This is a genomic window from Embleya hyalina, from assembly GCF_003967355.1.
In the GTDB taxonomy this organism is placed as follows: domain Bacteria; phylum Actinomycetota; class Actinomycetes; order Streptomycetales; family Streptomycetaceae; genus Embleya; species Embleya hyalina.
On record NZ_BIFH01000024.1, the window covers coordinates 261,454 to 277,767 of the forward strand.

The 16,314-nt window shown below is 71.2% G+C and carries 12 protein-coding genes; 10 read left to right on the forward strand and 2 right to left on the reverse strand.

Annotated elements, in window-relative coordinates; all coding sequences use genetic code 11:
- Positions 1-564: 564 nt before the first annotated feature.
- Together EMA17_RS26215 and EMA17_RS26220 are read left to right on the forward strand one after the other, a co-directional pair.
- Positions 565-1,701, forward strand: a complete 1,137-nt coding sequence (locus EMA17_RS26215) for an IS701 family transposase (protein ID WP_443093121.1) — start codon at positions 565-567, stop codon at positions 1,699-1,701.
- Between the two features lie 271 nt (positions 1,702-1,972).
- On the forward strand, positions 1,973-2,953 hold the full coding sequence (locus EMA17_RS26220; protein WP_126639579.1) for an NADPH:quinone reductase: 981 nt from the start codon (positions 1,973-1,975) through the stop codon (positions 2,951-2,953).
- Positions 2,954-2,971: 18 nt separating this feature from the next.
- Here the strand turns inward: EMA17_RS26220 and car are convergent, their stop codons facing one another.
- Positions 2,972-6,511, reverse strand: a complete 3,540-nt coding sequence (gene car, locus EMA17_RS26225) for a carboxylic acid reductase (protein WP_126639580.1) — start codon at positions 6,509-6,511, stop codon at positions 2,972-2,974.
- A 67-nt stretch (positions 6,512-6,578) separates the two neighbouring features.
- On the reverse strand, positions 6,579-8,003 hold the full coding sequence (locus tag EMA17_RS26230) for an MFS transporter (protein ID WP_160161565.1): 1,425 nt from the start codon (positions 8,001-8,003) through the stop codon (positions 6,579-6,581).
- Positions 8,004-8,328: 325 nt separating this feature from the next.
- Here EMA17_RS26230 and EMA17_RS26235 point away from each other — a divergent pair, with 325 nt between their 5' ends.
- From EMA17_RS26235 to EMA17_RS26270, 8 genes are read left to right on the forward strand one after another with little or no spacing between them, the layout of a single operon-like run.
- A complete protein-coding gene (locus tag EMA17_RS26235) occupies positions 8,329-10,005 on the forward strand; it encodes a 2-isopropylmalate synthase (RefSeq protein ID WP_126639582.1) in 1,677 nt (558 codons plus the stop codon).
- Positions 10,002-10,505, forward strand: coding sequence for a MaoC family dehydratase (locus EMA17_RS26240; RefSeq protein ID WP_126639583.1), 504 nt, complete (start codon positions 10,002-10,004; stop codon positions 10,503-10,505). The genes EMA17_RS26235 and EMA17_RS26240 overlap by 4 nt, the downstream gene beginning before the upstream one ends.
- Entirely contained in the window at positions 10,502-11,455 is a 954-nt protein-coding gene (locus EMA17_RS26245) for an isopenicillin N synthase family dioxygenase (protein WP_126639584.1), read from the forward strand. Before EMA17_RS26240 ends, EMA17_RS26245 begins: the two co-directional genes overlap by 4 nt.
- Entirely contained in the window at positions 11,452-12,300 is an 849-nt protein-coding gene (locus EMA17_RS26250; protein ID WP_126639585.1) for an HpcH/HpaI aldolase/citrate lyase family protein, read from the forward strand. The genes EMA17_RS26245 and EMA17_RS26250 overlap by 4 nt, the downstream gene beginning before the upstream one ends.
- Before the next feature lie 46 nt (positions 12,301-12,346).
- On the forward strand, positions 12,347-13,249 hold the full coding sequence (locus tag EMA17_RS26255; RefSeq protein ID WP_126639586.1) for a hypothetical protein: 903 nt from the start codon (positions 12,347-12,349) through the stop codon (positions 13,247-13,249).
- Positions 13,246-14,166 carry an alpha/beta hydrolase gene (locus EMA17_RS26260; protein ID WP_126639587.1) on the forward strand — a complete coding sequence of 307 codons (921 nt, stop codon included), beginning with the start codon at positions 13,246-13,248 and terminating at the stop codon, positions 14,164-14,166. Before EMA17_RS26255 ends, EMA17_RS26260 begins: the two co-directional genes overlap by 4 nt.
- On the forward strand, positions 14,163-15,389 hold the full coding sequence (locus EMA17_RS26265) for an aminotransferase class I/II-fold pyridoxal phosphate-dependent enzyme (RefSeq protein ID WP_126639588.1): 1,227 nt from the start codon (positions 14,163-14,165) through the stop codon (positions 15,387-15,389). The genes EMA17_RS26260 and EMA17_RS26265 overlap by 4 nt, the downstream gene beginning before the upstream one ends.
- Positions 15,386-16,273, forward strand: a complete 888-nt coding sequence (locus tag EMA17_RS26270) for an ornithine cyclodeaminase family protein (RefSeq protein WP_126639589.1) — start codon at positions 15,386-15,388, stop codon at positions 16,271-16,273. Before EMA17_RS26265 ends, EMA17_RS26270 begins: the two co-directional genes overlap by 4 nt.
- Positions 16,274-16,314: the final 41 nt, after the last annotated feature.

A 16,314-nucleotide genomic window follows, 5' to 3' on the forward strand; every position in this document is an offset into this window, starting at 1 on the left:
CGATCGTGGCGGCGGGGCCGAGAAACCCGTCGGTTTATTGCCCCCAACGATCCGTATTGGTTGTCGAGCCATGATCGCCGGAAGAATTCGGACGCGCTAGCCGGTCCCACCCCGGGCCGAGTCCGCGCACCGCCCCGGACTCCGTACGCCGCCGGTGCCGCCACCGGTGGGCGTACCGCCCGACGATCCCGTACCGCCTGACGTGCAGTCCGCCGCAGCGGCCCGGGTGCCCGGCGACCCCGACGCGCGCCGCCGGGGTCCGCGTACGCCGGGATCACGGTCGGCCGAATCCCGGTATTCCGCGGAAACCACTCCTCCACCCCACCCCCGCTCTCGCTTTTCGCGTCCGATATCGCACCCACCCACCACGCCCATCGCGCGGCGTGTCACCGCCATGCCCGATCGCTCTTTTCCATGCCGCCGTTTTTCATTGCCGATTTCTTTTGGAAGTGAACTGCCCGCCCGACAACAGGAGTGGTAATGGCGCTCGTCAACGGCAGCCCGAATCATGCATGCCTGCCAAAATTCGCCGACGGTCGCGCGGATTCCGAGGCGGCCAGAAAGGTGACCCTCGACCGCCTGGTCGCCGAGGTTTCCCCCATTGTTTTCGCCTCCCTGCCGAGGGCGGATCAACGGCGTAAAGGCGTCATGTATCTCCGTGGGTTGCTCGGTGCCCCCGGACGGAAGTCCGTACGCAATATCGCCGCTTTTCTCGGAAAGCAGGTGAACGACCAGGGACTGCACCACTTCATCAACGACTCCACCTGGGACTGGGAGCCGATGCGGGAGGCACTCGGCCGATATCTCGCCCGGCACACCTCACCCCACGCCTGCGTGTTGCAGCCGATGATCATCCCGAAGTCGGGCACCCACTCCGTCGGGGTCGCCAGGACCTTCTCCTGGGAGCGGGGCCAGGCGGTGACCGCGCAGCAGGTGGTCGGCGTGTGGGCGGTGTCCGCCACCACCGCGAGCCCGGTCAACTGGCGGCTGCACCTGCCTCCCACGCGGCCGCGCGGCCGGGGCGAACGGGATCCGTCCGGGCCCGAGACGGGCTACGACACGCCGGAGGATTCGATGGTCCGGGCATATCTGGAAACCGCCATGCGGCACCGAATACCGGATTGTCCGGTGGTGTTGAATGCGGAGCGGCTGGACGGCATCGGGGTCGTCTCGAAGCTGAGCGCGGCGGGCGTGTCGCACATATCCAAAATCGCCGACGACACCTGGCTGCTCCCCGCCGACCCGGCTTTACCCGGATGGGGCGACGAACCCCTCCAGGCAAGCCGGATCGCGCGGCTCGTCAAGGTCGGCCGGAAGCGCATGTTCCTCATTCCGTCGGGTACCGACGAGGCCGCCGAACTCGTCGCCACCGTCCGGGTCCGACTGCCCGCCGTCCCCGACGGAACCCGTCGTTCCCGCAGCGGAATCGGTGACTTCCTGTTGTTGGGCGTCGGCGGAATCGGCGGACAGTGGCCGGCGGAACTGTGGCTGACCGATCTGACCAACGCCGACCACGCCTCGTTGTTGCGGCTGATCCGGCTCAGCCGGCGGGTGGAGAGCCTCGGCATGCCGCGCGCCGAGCAGGTGGGGATCCGGGACTTCGCCGGACGATCGTTCGCGGGCTGGCATCGACACGCCACGCTCGCCTCGGTCGCCCACGCGGTCACCGAACTCGCCGAGCACAAGCTGAGCATCGCCTGACGTACGGCCGATCCGCCGCGCGCCGCCGGCGCCGGTGCTCCCACGCGTTCGCTCCCGAGGCGGCCACGCGGAAGTCACTGGCGCCGCCGGCGCGCAGGCGGCCACGGCACAGGCTCCGCCGCCGGCGCCCCGGCATGGAACGGCGCGCGGGTGGACACCAGGCGAGCGGAACCACCGGGCGAACCCCGACACCGGACGAGCCCGGACATCAGGCGAGCCCGAAGACCGGGCGAGCACGAACCACCCCGACCGGACCGGAGAATTCGAGCACATGCGCGCAGCCTTCATCGACTCGCTGGGGCCGGCGGAGAACATCCGATACGGCGAACTCCCGGCGCCCACACCGGGACCGACCGATGTCCTGGTGGACGTCCTCGGCACCACCGTGAATCCCGTCGACATCCTGCTTCGTTCGGGGGTCTTCCGTACGCCCGTCGGGTTTCCGCTGGTGATCGGCCGTGATCTGGTCGGCACCGTGGCCGCGGCCGGGCCGGGAGCGCCGGGCTTCGCCGTCGGCGACCTCGTGTGGGCCAACAGCCTCGGCCACGGCGGTCGGCCGGGCGCGGCGGCCGAACAGGCCGTGGTGGCCGCCGACCGGCTCTACCATCTCCCGGCGGGCGTCGATCCGACGGCGGCGGTCGCGGTGGTACATCCCGCCGCCACCGCGTATCTGGCCCTGTTCACCCACGGCCGGGTCACCGCCGGGGACACGGTCCTGGTGCTCGGCGCGGCGGGGAACGTCGGCAGCGCCGTGGTGACCCTGGCCGTCGACGCCGGGGCCCGGGTGATCGCCACCGCCGCCGCCGCGGACCTCGACCACTGCCGGGCCCTCGGCGCCGAGGCGGCCTTCGACTACCGGGACCCGAAACTCGTCGACCTGATCGCCGCCGCCCGCCCCGACGGGGTCGACGCACACCTGGACTGCTCCGGCCGCAACGACCTGACCGAGGCGGTCGAACTGCTCGCCCCGCGCGGCCGGATCGTGGTCCTGGCGGCGACCGGCACCGATCCGGTGTTGCCGGTGCGCCGCCTCTACATGAAGGACTGTTCGATCGCCGGCTTCGTCATCTCGCACGCCACGTCCGGCGAACTCGCCGAGGCGGCGGGCACCATCAACCGCCTCCTGGCGAACGGCCGACTCCGGGCCCGCACGCTCGAACGACAGCCGCTGAGCGCCGCCGCCGAGGTGCACCGGCGGATGGAGCGGGGCCGGCTGCACGGCAGGCGGGTGGTGCTCCTGCCCGGCGGCTGAACCGCACGCCGCCCCACCTCACAGGAGATCGAGGCCGCGCAGGTCGGCGACACACTTGGCAAGGTAGTCCGGCGTGATGGACGGGACGGGCTCGCCGCCGACGGCGGCCAGCGCGGCGGTGAAACGGGCGTTGGGGACGGCCCCGGCCGGACGCGGTTCGCTCGGTCGGGCGTAGGCGGGCAGCAGCGGGAGCAGCGAGCCTCGGCGCCGCTGTTCGGGCAGACCGCGCAGGGCCGCCTCGAAGCGCATGCGCCACTGCTCGTAGTCGGCGAACCGGGTGATCGGGTGCCCGGCGGCGATCAGCCAGTCCACCATCTCGTCCAGGGAGACGCCGTCGTCGTTGGCGTTGACCGCGTGGTACGTGCGGTATCCGTCCGAGGCGTCGGCGCCGAGCGCGGCGATCGCCGCCGCGGTGAAGTCGACGGGCAGGCCGCTGTAGTGCGCCCGGCGGCGCCGCCCGTCCGCGTCGAGGTGGTGGAAGGACAGCGGCGCCATGCCGGTCGCGACCACGCTGAGGATCAGCCGGGTGAACCGGTCGGGCAGGTTGACCACGCCCGGCAGTCGGCGGTGGGCCAGGATCATGTCCGGCCGAAATACCGTCACCGGCAGCCCCGTTCGCTCATGGGCGGCGCGCAGCAGCACCTCGGATGCCCACTTGCCGGCGGCGTATCCGTTCGCGTCGGAGTCGTCCAGCCGGCGGACCGGTGCCGCGGTGCGTACGTCGACCGTCTCGTCGAGCACCGATCCGTCGGGCTCCAGCGCGGCGGCGATGGTGGACACGAAGGTGAACGGCTTCGCCGGGCCGGTCAGCGCGAGTTCGATCAACTCCGCCGTGCCGACCACGTTCGGGCCGAACAACCGGCCGTACGGAAGCACGTGGTTGACCAGGGCCGCGGCGTGCACGATGCGATCGGTCTCGGCGGCCAGCCGCCGCCAGGTCGACGCGTCCAGGCCGAGGCGCGGCGCGGACACGTCGGCGGCCGGCACCTCCAGATGCCGGGCGGCGACCGTGTCGAACCAGCCGGGCCGATCCGCCGACGCGGCGCGCAGACAGCGCACCACCCGCTCCCGGGCCGCCGCGTCGTCGTCCGCGCGGGCCGGACAGATCAGCCGGCCGCCGGTGTCGGCCACGCGTCGCAGCCACTCGACCGCCAGGAACGCGCCCAGATAGCCGGTCGCGCCGGTGAGCAGGACGGTTCGGGCCGGCGCCCCCGATGGCGGGCTCGCGGGGCGGCGGAGCAGTCCCGCGTCCATGAACCGGTCCGGGGTCAGCTCGTCCGCCCGCACCTCGACCGCGTCGCGGCCGTGGATCGAGGCGAACGTGGGCCGGGCCGGGTGCGGCTCCCGGGCCGCGCCGAGATGTTCGGCGATCCGGGCCGGGGTCCCGGTGGGGCCGAGGACGAGTTGTACCGGGACCTCCACGTCGAAGATCTGCTCCAGCACGGTCGCGAAGGTGTGCGCGGACAGGGAGTCGCCGCCCAGTTCGGCGAATCCGACGTCCGGGCGCAGGGCCGACGCGGGATGCCCGAGGGTGACCTGTACCGCGGCGAGGACCGCGTCCAGGGGCGCCGCGTGCGGCCCGGCGGCCCGGAGCGCGGCGAACCGACCGGCCCGGCCCGCCGCGATGTCCGCGTACAGCCCTTCCAGACGGGCGCCGTAGCGGGCGACGAGGGCGGGACGCAGCGGCTTGCCGATTCCCGACAGCAGCCCGTTGGCCACCGTGAACGGCTCGGGTTCGAGGATCACGTCGTACGGGATCTCGTACGCCGCCAACCCCGCGTCGCGGGCGAGTTCGCGCATCGCGTCGAGGATCCTCGTCCGCATCGTGTCGTCGTCCGCAGGCGCCGCTCCGCTGCGGGCGGGGACCACCACGGCGAGCAGGAAGGCCTGTTCCGGGCTGCCGTGTACGTGGATCTGCGCGATGTGCGGGCTGGTCGCGTACAGCGCCTCCAGCCGGGAGACGGCCACGAACTCGCCCTGGGACAACTTGACCACGTTGTTCGTCCGGTCGACGTAGACCAGGTGATCGGGGGCGAGTTCGGCGAACACGTCGCCCGTGCGGTAGTAGCCGTCCGCGTCGAACGCGCGGGCGTCGACCTCGGGTTGCCGGTAGTAGCCGGGTACCAACCCCACGGACTTCAGACGCAGTTCGCCGCGCGGGTGAGGCTTGTCCGTGCCGAAGTAGCCCAGTTCCGGGACGTCCACCAGCCGGTAGTCGAGCACCGGTGGCCTGCGTACCCGCCCGTCGACGACCACCGCCCGGGTGGTCTCCGTCGAGCCGTAGCAGTCCACGATCCGGGTGCCGAGAACCTCGGCCATGAACGTGTGCATCGCGGCCGACAGCGGCGCGCTGCCGCACAGGGCACTGACGATCCGGCCGCCGAGCATGCCGTCCCGGATCCGGTCGCGCGCCGTCGTCTCGGCGGTCGACGCGTCGGTGTCGGCGGGTGTTTCGGTCGCGGCGCGCGTGACGCGGTCGACTTCGAGGAGGTAGCGCTGACGCACCATGTCGCAGATCCTCGGCACCAGGCTCAGCACGGTGGGCCGGGACAGCCGGATGTCGTCGAACAGGGTGGACATGTCGCCGCGCGCGGCGAAGAACCCGATGCCCCCCGAGGACAGCCCGGAGATCAGCCAGGCCCGGCCGTTCACGTGGCTCATCGGCATGTAGTGCAGGACGATCGTCGGCAGCGGGGTGTCGGGGCTCGCCCCGGCGTTGGTCATGCCGCCGCGTCCGTTCTGCCACATCCGGGTGATCATCGACGCGGTGTAGATCGCGCCTTTCGGCGTGCCGGTGCTGCCGGACGTGTAGATCAGGCCGACCAGCCGATCCGGATCGCCGTCGTCCCGGGCCAGCACGGTGGGCAGCTCTTCCCCGCGCCGCAGCTCGTCGGCGAGCGAGACCACCTCGGCGCGCCCGGCCAGCTTGTCCGCGGCCGCTCGCAACACCTCCCGATGCGCGTCCACGCGGGCATCGTGGTCGAAGACCACCAGGCGCTCGACGGAGGCCGATCGCAGCACGGTCTCGACCGCCACGTCGATCGCGTCGAGGTCGGCCGCGAGGATCCGGGGCGCCGTCTCCGCGACGATCGGCGCCAACCGCGCGGCGGGGGAGCCGGTCGGCAGCGGGACCGCGACCGCGCCCAGGTACATGCAGGCCAGGTCGATCGTGGCATGGTCGACGCCGGTGAACCCGACCACCGCGACGAAGTCGCCCATGCGCAGGCCCCCTTCGACGCATTCGGCCCACGCGCCGGCGAGCGCGACCACCCGCCGCCACACCTCGGCATAGCCGAACATCTCGAATTCCGGCAGCAGTTCGAGGGTGACGCGGCCGGTGTCCGGATCGCGGACGACGCGTTCGGCGCGTCTGGCCAGCGCCGGTCGGTCCGCGTAGCCGCGCATCGCGGCGACGATGGTGCCGACGAGGCTGCCGTCGCGTCCGGCGATGGCGTCGGCGACGCGCGACGAGGGGATCGCGCGGGCGAATTCGGGGTCGTGCGCCCGAAGTGCGGTGACCCGGGCCGCGAGGTCGTGATCCGGCTGAGGCTCAGGCATGAGTGCTCCGATGGGTGACGAGTCGGATGAATCGGCGGCCCGAGAGGCGGGGAGGACGCGGTTTCGGCTAGCCGGTGCGCGCGGGCAGTCGACGCCCGCCGACGACCGTGGCCACCGCCATCAGCAGGTAGACCACCACGGCCGCCGTCGCCGGCCCGGCGATCGTGTCGCCGGACCGGAGACCGCCGATCAGCGCGACGCCGATCATGGTTCCCGAGCTCCGCGCCGCCGAGAGCAGTCCACTGGCGATCGCCGTGCGGTGCTCGGGAGCGGTCGCCATGACCAGGGTGATCTGCGGCACGGTCGCCAGACCGAAGCCGAGCCCGATGAAGGTGAGCCCGACACCGACGCCGATCGGGGTCTCGCCGCCGAGGAGGATCAGCAATACGCCGCCGATCGTGGTCGACACGGTCGCGACGGCCAGCACCCGGAAGGCGCCGAGCCGGGCATTGACCCGCCCGGCGACCAGGGGCATGAAGGTGATCGGCAACGCCGACGGCAGGAAGCACAGTCCGGTGGTGACCGGTCCGTAGCCGTGCACCTGCTGGAGGAACACGCTGATCGCGAAGACCAGTCCGTAGTAGCCGACGAACAGCAGCAGACCCACCAGCACGAACTCGCGGAACCCCGGGGCCCGGAACAGATCGCCCGGGATCATCGGGAACGCGCACGCCCGCTGCCACGGTACGAAGGCGACGAGTCCGACCAGGGCGGTGCCGGCCGCGGCCAGGGGCAGCGGATGGCTCCAGCCCAGTTCGTGCCCCTCGGTCAGCGCCAACGCGATGCCGCCCAGTACGACGATGGCGAGCAACTGACCGGGAAGATCCTGGGGTTCCCGAGCCGCGGGCGCCGGTTCGGGCCCGTTCCCGCGCCCGGGCATGTGGCGGGCCGCGAGCCACAGGGTGATCACCACGATCGGCGCATTGACCAGGAAGATGCTTCGCCAGCCGATCGCGCCGACCAGCGCCCCGCCCAGAACGGGCCCGAAAGCGACCGGACTTCCGGCCACCATCGCCCAGACGGCGACCGCCTTGGCCCGCTCGTTCGGCTCCTTGTAGGTATCACTGAGCATCACCAACGACGCGGGCACGAGCAACACCGCGCCCAGCCCCTGGCCGGCCCGCATCGCGACCAACACCGCGCCGTTCGGGGCCAGTCCGCACAACACGGAGGCCACCCCGAACACCGCGGTGCCCACGCGGAACACGGACACCGACCCGTAGCGCCCGACCGCCGCGGCGCCGGCCAGCACCAGACTGGCCAGCACGATCACGTACGCGTCGACCACGAGTTGCATCGTGGCCAGGCTCGCGTGCAGGTCGGTGCGGATCGCCGGGATCGCGACGTTCACGATGCTGATGTCGATGACCATCATCCCGTAGCCCAGGCTGACCACCGTCAGTACCCGCCCGGGACGCGGCGACGCGTGCCCCGCCGTGGGCGTGCGGTGGTCGGAACCGGTCGAGTTGGCCATGAGGTTGCCGTTTCGCATGAGGCGACGAGTGCGGGCGTGCGAACCGACGCGGTCTCGCGGACCGCCGAGCGGTGCCGGGCAGGGTCGATCGGTGCGCCGAAATCCTAGCCGGGGGCAAACCGGGGGCGTCAACCGGGAAATCTGTCGGACCCGCCCGAATGCGCGCCATTGATCCGATTCCAGGGTTGGCTCTAGAGGTTCCTCTGATTTCCGCAGGGCCTGCCGCCGGCTACGTTCGGGGCGCCGCCAACTGCGAGAGGAATTCATCGTGGGAGTGAGTGGAACGGGCTCACCATTTTCTGCGCCGAGACGGAACCCCGGCTTTTTGCAGCGCCCCTCGTCGATGCCGTTTCACCGCTACACGCGAGACGATCCGGTGTTGCCGACGGGCCGGGACGGTGGGTCGAGGGCGTGGCCGGACCGGGTGCTCGACCGTGCGCCGAGGTGGGCGTCGGTCGACCTCAGGGACGGGAATCAGGCCCTGGCCGAGCCCATGGACCTGCGCCGGAAGAAGCGCATGTTCGACCTGCTGGTCGGGCTCGGTTTCAAGGACATCGAGATCGGATATCCGGCGGCGAGCGTCGACGATTTCGACTTCGTCCGCGAGTTGGTGATCAAGAACGGAATTCCGGACGACGTCACCGTATCGGTTTTCACCCCGGCCAGAACCGAACTCATCGAGCGCACCTTCGACGCCATTCGCGGCGCCGAACGCGCGGTGGTGCATTTGTGCCACGCGACCGCGTGCCTGTGGCGCGACGTGGTCTTCGGCATGTCGCGCAGCGAGGTCTTGCGGATGGCCGTGGCCGGCGCGGAGGACCTGGTGCGGCTCGCGGAGCGGGAGACCGGCGCGGACATCCGCTTCGAGTACTCGCCCGAGACGTTCAACGTCACCGAGCCGGACTTCGCCCTGGAGATCGCCGACCGGGTCGCGGCCGTCGTCGACGCCTGTCCGGACCGGCCGCTCGTGCTCAACCTCCCGACCACCGTGGAGACCCACTCGCCCAACGTCTTCGCCGACCAGATCGAGTGGATGCACCGCAACCTCGACCGGCGCGACTCGATCGTGTTGTCCGTGCACCCGCACAACGACCGGGGCACCGCCGTGGCCTCGGCCGAACTCGCCCTGCTGGCCGGGGCGGACCGGGTCGAGGGCACGCTGTTCGGCAACGGCGAGCGCACCGGCAACGTGTGCCTGGTGACCCTCGCGCTGAACCTCTTCGGCCGCGGCGTGGATCCGGAACTGGAGCTCTCCGACATCGACGCGGTCCGCGAGGTCGTCGAGGACTGCAATCGCCTGCCGGTGCATCCGCGACACCCGTACGCCGGCGATCTCGTCTACACCGCCTTCTCCGGTACCCACCAGGACGCCATCGCCAAGGGCCTGGCGGCACTGGCCGAGCGGGCCGGCGGGGATCCGGCGAACGCGCCGTGGCAGGTCCCGTATCTGCCGATCGACCCCCGGGACGTCGGTCGCGACTACGAGGCGATCATCCGGGTGAACAGCCAGTCGGGCAAGGGCGGCATCGCCTATGTCCTCAAGGCCGGTTGGGGACTGGACCTGCCGGTCGGGTTGCGCCGCGACTTCGCGGGCGTGGTGCAGGACGTCACCGACGCCACCGGGCGCGAACTGGACCCGCGGGACATCTGGCGGCTGTTCCGGGAGACCTACTGCGCCGACCGGGCCGCCGTCTCGCGGGGCGCGGCCGACGAGCACGAGGTGATCGAGGAACTGGCCGCCGCGTACGGCGTCGAGTTCACCCGGGTGCTGGTCGCCGACGCGAAGGACGCGACCGCCTGCTTCGTGGAACTCGCCACGGCCACGGACGTGTTCTGGGGCGTCGGACTCGCCGCCGGGGCCACGGACGCGGCACTGCGCGCGGGCCGTTCCGCGCTGCGCCGCGCGGGCGCGGACACGGGCGCGGACACGGGCGTGGGCGTGGGAGTGGGCGTCGACGCGGGCCCGGGAGCCGGCGTCCACACGGGCGGCACCGAGAGCGGACGAGGAGGATCGCGATGAGGACGAACTCCTTCCACACCGTCGCCCCCGGGACCTACCGGGAGGACGGCGGCCTGGAATACGAGGACTTCGTCCCCGACGAGGTGGTCGAACACCGACCCGGCCGGACGATCACCATGACCGACAACGTGTGGAGTTCGCTGCTCTGCCTCAACCAGCACCCGCTGCACATCGACGCCGTCTACGCCGAACGGACCGGTTTCGGCCGCATCGTGGTGTCCAGCCTGGTCACCTTCGGCATCGTCAACGGGATGACCGTGGCCACGATCAGCGCGAAGGGCGTGGCCAACCTCGGCTGGGACAAGGTGCGGCTGTCCGCGCCCGTGTTCGTCGGCGACACCCTCTACGCCCGGACCCGCATCCTCGCCAAGCGCGAGTCGAGGACCCGACCCGACGAGGGGATCGTCACCGTGCACACCACGGGTCTGAACCAGGACGGCGTGACCGTGATCGCCTTCGACCGCACCATCCTCGTCCCCCGACGGAAGGAAGACCGATGATCCCGGTCGTCGACCTGACGGCAGCCCGCACGGACGCCGACGCCGAACGCGCCGTCGCCGAGGAGATCTCCCGGGCCTGCCGGGGTACGGGGTTCTTCATCGTGCGCGGCCACGGCATCGCCGCCGACGTGTTCGCCGACGCCTACGCCTCCTCGCTGCGCTTCTTCGGGCTTTCGCTCGACACCAAACACGAGTTCGCGATGCGGACCGGCACGGTGCGCGGCGACAACGACTACAGCCCCTACGGATACAGCGCGCTGTTGTCCGAGAACGCCTACGCCTACACGGGCCGGGCCGGCATGCCGTCGGACTACGTGGAGAAGTTCAGCGTCGGCCGGCTGATCCTGAACGACGACGAGGAACTGCCGTTCCCCACCGACCCGGACGGCGCGGCCCTGCGGGGCGCGCTGAAGCGGTACTTCGCGGCCTGCGAGACGGTGTCCGACCGGATCGCCGAACTCCTCGCGCTGGCCCTGGACCTGCCCCGCGACTTCTTCGCGGTCCGCACCGACACCTCCAACGACTCGCTCCGCTCACACCTGTACCCGGGCATCGCCCCGGAGTTCGTCAACGACCAGGGCATGGGACAACACACCGACGGCACGCTGATCACGCTGCTCACCCAGGACGGCCCGGGCCTGCAGATCCGCGACCGCGCGGGCGAGTGGCTGGACGTGGACGTCCGCGAACAGGACACGTTCATCGTCAACATCGGGGACCTGATGGCCCGGTGGTCGAACGACGAGTACGTCTCCACGCCGCACCGGGTCCGGCTCGACGTGCGCCGCAGGCAGTCGATCGCGTTCTTCAAGCTCGCCAACGACGACACCGTCATCGACTGCTTCCCCGCGTTCGTCAAGGACCGGCCCGCCAGGTACGAACCGATCCGCTACGAGGAGTTCTCGCTGCGGAAGATGAATCTGCTGTTCGGAAGGGAGAGCGCGCGATGAGAGCCCACGCGAGCCTGCTCTACACCCCCGCACTGCGCGTGGCGTCGGTGGCCGAACCCGGTCGGATGCGCGCGGACATGCTGGTGTTGGACCTGGAGGACTCCATCCACCCGGCCCGCAAGGTCGAGGCGCGCGAGGCCCTGGCCGACGCCGACCTGACCCGGGCCGAACTGCCCGCCCTGGGACTGCGGGTGAACACCATCGCCACGTACGACGGCCTGGAGGACATGCGGTTCCTGCTCGACGCGGACGCGATGATCGGCGGCGTCCCGGTCGACGTGGTCTTCATCCCGAAGATCGCCGGGGCGGGCGATGTGGCGGTGTACCGCTCGTTGCTCTCGCGCACCTCGCGCCCACCCGACGTGTGCAGCTTCATCGAGACCGTCGACGCGGTGGAGAACGCCCTGGAGATCGCCGAGGTCAGCGACGGACTGTGCTTCGGACAGGCGGACCTGACCGCCGAGTTGTACGCCCCCAGCGAGGTCTACCTCGACCACGCCCGGGCCCGGTTGTGTGCCGCTGCGTCCCGGTACCGGGTGCCCGCCATCGACACCAACTCCTTCGAACTGCACGACCTGGACCTGGTCGAGGCCCAGTGCCGGGCCGCCCGGAGCGCCGGATTCACCGGCAAGGCGGCGATCCACCCCCGCCAGGTGGACGTGATCGCCGCGACCTTCGCCGTGGGCGCGGACGAACTCGCCGAATATCGGCGCGTGGTCGCGGACTACGACAGCACGCCCTACGGCTTCGCGGTCGAGAAGGACCGCGTGCTGGCCCCGCCGTTCGTGCTGCGCGCCCGCCGCATGCTCGCCCTGCACACCGCCGACGCCGACACCGTGTCGTGACCCCGGCGTCGCCTCGCAACCCGCACTCGTGAATCGGGAGATCCCAGTGAAGATCCTGCCGCAGGACACGATCGTCGACGTATCGGCCTACCGCACGCGGTACGTGGACGGCCGACTGTCCGCCGTCGGCGACGAACTCGTGGACGCGATCGTGAAGTTGGTGGCCGAGGGCCACGGTGTCGCGGTCTGCCGCGGCGTCGCGCGCACCCTGGCCGGCCACGGTCTGGACGTCCACGACGAGCACGCCGCCGCCGTGGCTCGCGACTACCTCGAATCGTTGTTCCGCGCCTTCGGCGAGCGGGTGGACGTGGCCGCGTTCAGTCCGGTCGCCATCGGCTACGACCGGATCGCCGGGATGGACGTCGACGGATTCAACAAGAACCGGCACTTCACCCCGAACGACGACCACACCACCGCCCGAGAGTTCCTGACCACCAAGTGTGTGCACTTCGACGCCGCGACCCCGCTGATCGCCAACATCTACGGGCCCAACCTGAACATCGTGGGTGGTCTCCCGGTGATCTGTGACACCCGCGCCTACCTCGACGACGCCGGGGTGTCGCCCGCGGATCTGATCGAGTTGATGCCGCACAGCTTCAACGTGGCGGTCAAGGAGGAGCACGCCGAGCGCATCCTCGCCGAATACGCCTCCGCGGCGGACGTCGACCTGGACGCCGACCTGGTGATGATCGTGCTGTTCAACGAGGTGGACGGGGGACTGGCGCACGCCGGTTCGGCCCCGCGACCGGTCGACGCGCGACAGCCCTCGCGCCGTCCTATCAGGCACCTGGAATACCAGTTCCCGGACGCGGACGAACTGGCGAAGTGGTACGCGCACTACCGCCTGGAGGTGCCGGCACCGGGGCTGGAGGTCCCCGACGAGGCCGCGCACGAGCGCTACCACCGGGGCGTGGATCCGGTCGGCGCGGACGGCGGGAACCCGCGATGACCGCCGAGCGGACCGCGACCGGCGTGCCCACCATGTCGGAGCGGGACACGAGCGAACTCGACGCGTTGCTCGCGGAGCTCAACGCACGCGCCTGGCCCGAGGACATCGACGAGGCCCGGGTGCACTACGACACCTGGGGCACGCCGATCGCCGACGACGTCGAGGTGTCGGTGCGCGCCGGCGGATACCTGCTGACCCCGCCGAACGCGGAGGGCACCCGCACCGGGCTGTACCTGCACGGCGGCGGCTACGTGTACGGATCGTTGCGCAGCCACGGCGGCATGGTCGCCGAGCTGGCCCGGGCCATCCGGTGCCGGATGTTCTTCGTCGACTACCGACGTGCCCCCGAACACCCCTATCCCGCCGCGCTGGACGACGCCGTGGCGGCCTATCGCGAACTCCTCGCCGACGGCGTGGCGCCCTCGGACGTGGTGTTCGCGGGCGACTCGGCCGGCGGTGGGCTGACCCTGGCCACCCTGCTCAAGGCCCGTGACCTGGGCCTGCCGCTGCCCGCCGCGGCGGCGTGCGTGTCGCCGTGGACCGACCTGACCGCCTCGGGGGAGAGCCACCGGACCCTGGCCGCCGAGGACCCCCTGGTCAGCGCGGACGTGGTCGCCCTGGTCACCGGGTCCTACCTGGCGGGCGCCGCGCCCACGACCCCCTACGCGTCGCCGCTGTACGCCGATCCCGGCGGACTGCCCCCGATCCTCGTCCAGGTCGGCAGCCGGGAGATCCTGCTCAGCGACGCGGAGCGCTTCGTCGCCGCGCTCGACCGGGCCGGATCCACCGGGGTGCTCGAAGTGTGGCCCGGCATGGTGCACGTGTGGCACCTGCACTACACCCGCCTGGCCAAGGCGCGCGAGGCCATCGACCGGCTCGGCGAGTGGCTTCGCTCCCGAAGCGGGGCGGGCCGGTGAGCGAGGACGTGGTCGGACCGCACCGCTTCCGCAACAACCGCACGATGGTGCCCGCCGCCGAGGCCGCGTGGGGGTTGTCCGCGAAGAACGGCATGCTCGGCCTGGTCGTGGAGGCCGTCGACGGTCAGAACCGGCTGCGCGAGCTGAGCACCGGGCACGAGTTCGCCAACCTGTCGTCGTGCTCGTACCTGGGGTTCAACAGCCACCCCGCGGTGATCGAGGCGGGCCGCGCCGCGCTCGCCGAGGAGCGCGTCACGGGCCTGTCCATGGGCGAGTTCCGCATCCGGCTCGGCATCCTGGAACGCCTCGAAGCGGAACTGGCCGAGCACTTCGGGGCACACGTGTTGCCGTCGGTGTCCTGCGGCGTGCTCAGCGCGGCGATCCTGCCGCTGCTCGCCTCCGGGCATCTCACCGACGGTGAACCGCTGGTCGTGGTCTTCGACCGGTTCGCGCACTTCTCGATGAACTTCCTCAAGCCCATCGTCGCCGACGAGACGCTCGTGCTCACCTGCCCGCACAACGACACGCAGTTCCTGGAGGACGTCTGCAAACGCCACCCGCGCGTGGCCTACGTCTGCGAGGGCGTCTACTCGGTCGGCGGGCAGGCCGACCTGGCCGGCATTCGCGAACTCCAGGACCGCTACGGCATGTTCGTCTACCTCGACGACTCGCACGCGCTGTCCGCGCTGGGCGATCGCGGTGCGGGTTACGCGCGCCCGGTGTTCGCCGAACTCGGCTCCCGGACCCTGATCGTCGCCTCGATCGCCAAGGCGTTCGGCAGCACCGGCGGCATCGCGATGATCGGCGAGCGCGACGTCTTCGAATTCCTCTACCGGTCCGGACCGCTGGCCTGGTCCCAGGGGCTGCGCACCGCGGCGGTCGGCACCACCCTGGGCGCCCTGGACCTGCACCGGGGCCCGGAACTTCGCCGTCGACAGCGACAACTGGCGCGCAACATCGCGCTGTTCGACGAACGCCTGCGCGGACACGACCTGCGGGGCACCGGATCGCACATCAAGTTCGTCACCGTCGGCGACAACGACCGGGCGGTACGGCTGTCCACCGAGCTGTACCGGCGCGGCTACTACTGCTCGGCGATGTTCTTCCCGATCGTGCCGCGCGACCAGGCGGGCGTGCGGATGATGCTGCGCGGGGACATGCCGACGGCGCTGACCGAGCGGTTCGCCGACGACCTCGCGGACATCCTGGCGGGGCTGGGATGACCCGCGTGGACGCCGACGTCGCGACCGCCGACGTCACCGCCGTGGCCGGGCTGATCCGCGAGGCGCTGCACAGCGGCGCGGTTCGGCGGATGAGCGTACCGCTGCGGCAGACCGTCGAGGACGCACGCGGTGTGAAGTACCTGTCCATGCCCGCCGTCTCCACCGAGCTCGGCCTCTACATCGCCAAGGTCGCCACCATCGCGCACGGACCCGGATCGACCGTGACCTCCGTGGTCCCGGTCTTCGCCACCTCGACCGGCGCACTGCTCACGGTCCTGGACGGCGCGCTCGTCACCAACCTCAAGTGCGCCGCGGTGACCGCCGTGGTCACCGATCGCTGCGCCGCTCCCGACGCGGCCGTGCTCGGCATCGTCGGCGCCGGCGTCCAGGCGTGGCAGCAGTACCTCGGCGTGTGCGCCGTACGCGACATCGCACACGTACGGGTCCACTCCCGCACCCCCGCGCACGCGGAGGCGCTGTGCGCGCGGATCCGGGCCGCCGGGCGGGCCCGGGCCCTGGTGTGCGCGTCGGCGGCGGAGGCCACCTCGGGGGCCGACGTCGTGGCCACGGCGACCACCTCGGTGGATCCGCTGCCGATCGCCGCGGACCTCCCGGAACATGTGCACGTCAACTGCATGGGCGCGCACACCACGACCTCGCGCGAGGTGTCCCGCGAACTGCTCTCCGCCGCCACGCTCGTCGTCGAATCGATCGAGACCGCCATCGCCGAAGCCGGCGACATCCACCGAGCGGCGCTCGACCTGGAGGCCCTGGAGACCGGCGACCATCCCGGCCTGGCCGGCCGCCCGACCGTGTTCAGCTCCACCGGCCACGCCGCACTCGACCTGATCACCTGCGCCCATCTGGCGCGCCCGTACCGCTGATCGCCGATCATCGATCGCCCGATCGTTTCGAAGGGAAGACC

Bases quoted from the DNA above. Each gene is read 5' to 3' on its own strand.
- EMA17_RS26220 (WP_126639579.1), top strand. From the start codon at position 1,973: ATGCGCGCAGCCTTCATCGACTCGCTGGGGCCGGCGGAGAACATCCGA.
- car (WP_126639580.1), bottom strand. From the start codon at position 6,511: ATGCCTGAGCCTCAGCCGGATCACGACCTCGCGGCCCGGGTCACCGCA.
- EMA17_RS26230 (WP_160161565.1), bottom strand. From the start codon at position 8,003: ATGCGAAACGGCAACCTCATGGCCAACTCGACCGGTTCCGACCACCGC.
- EMA17_RS26235 (WP_126639582.1), top strand. From the start codon at position 8,329: ATGCCGTTTCACCGCTACACGCGAGACGATCCGGTGTTGCCGACGGGC.
- EMA17_RS26240 (WP_126639583.1), top strand. From the start codon at position 10,002: ATGAGGACGAACTCCTTCCACACCGTCGCCCCCGGGACCTACCGGGAG.
- EMA17_RS26245 (WP_126639584.1), top strand. From the start codon at position 10,502: ATGATCCCGGTCGTCGACCTGACGGCAGCCCGCACGGACGCCGACGCC.
- EMA17_RS26250 (WP_126639585.1), top strand. From the start codon at position 11,452: ATGAGAGCCCACGCGAGCCTGCTCTACACCCCCGCACTGCGCGTGGCG.
- EMA17_RS26260 (WP_126639587.1), top strand. From the start codon at position 13,246: ATGACCGCCGAGCGGACCGCGACCGGCGTGCCCACCATGTCGGAGCGG.
- EMA17_RS26270 (WP_126639589.1), top strand. From the start codon at position 15,386: ATGACCCGCGTGGACGCCGACGTCGCGACCGCCGACGTCACCGCCGTG.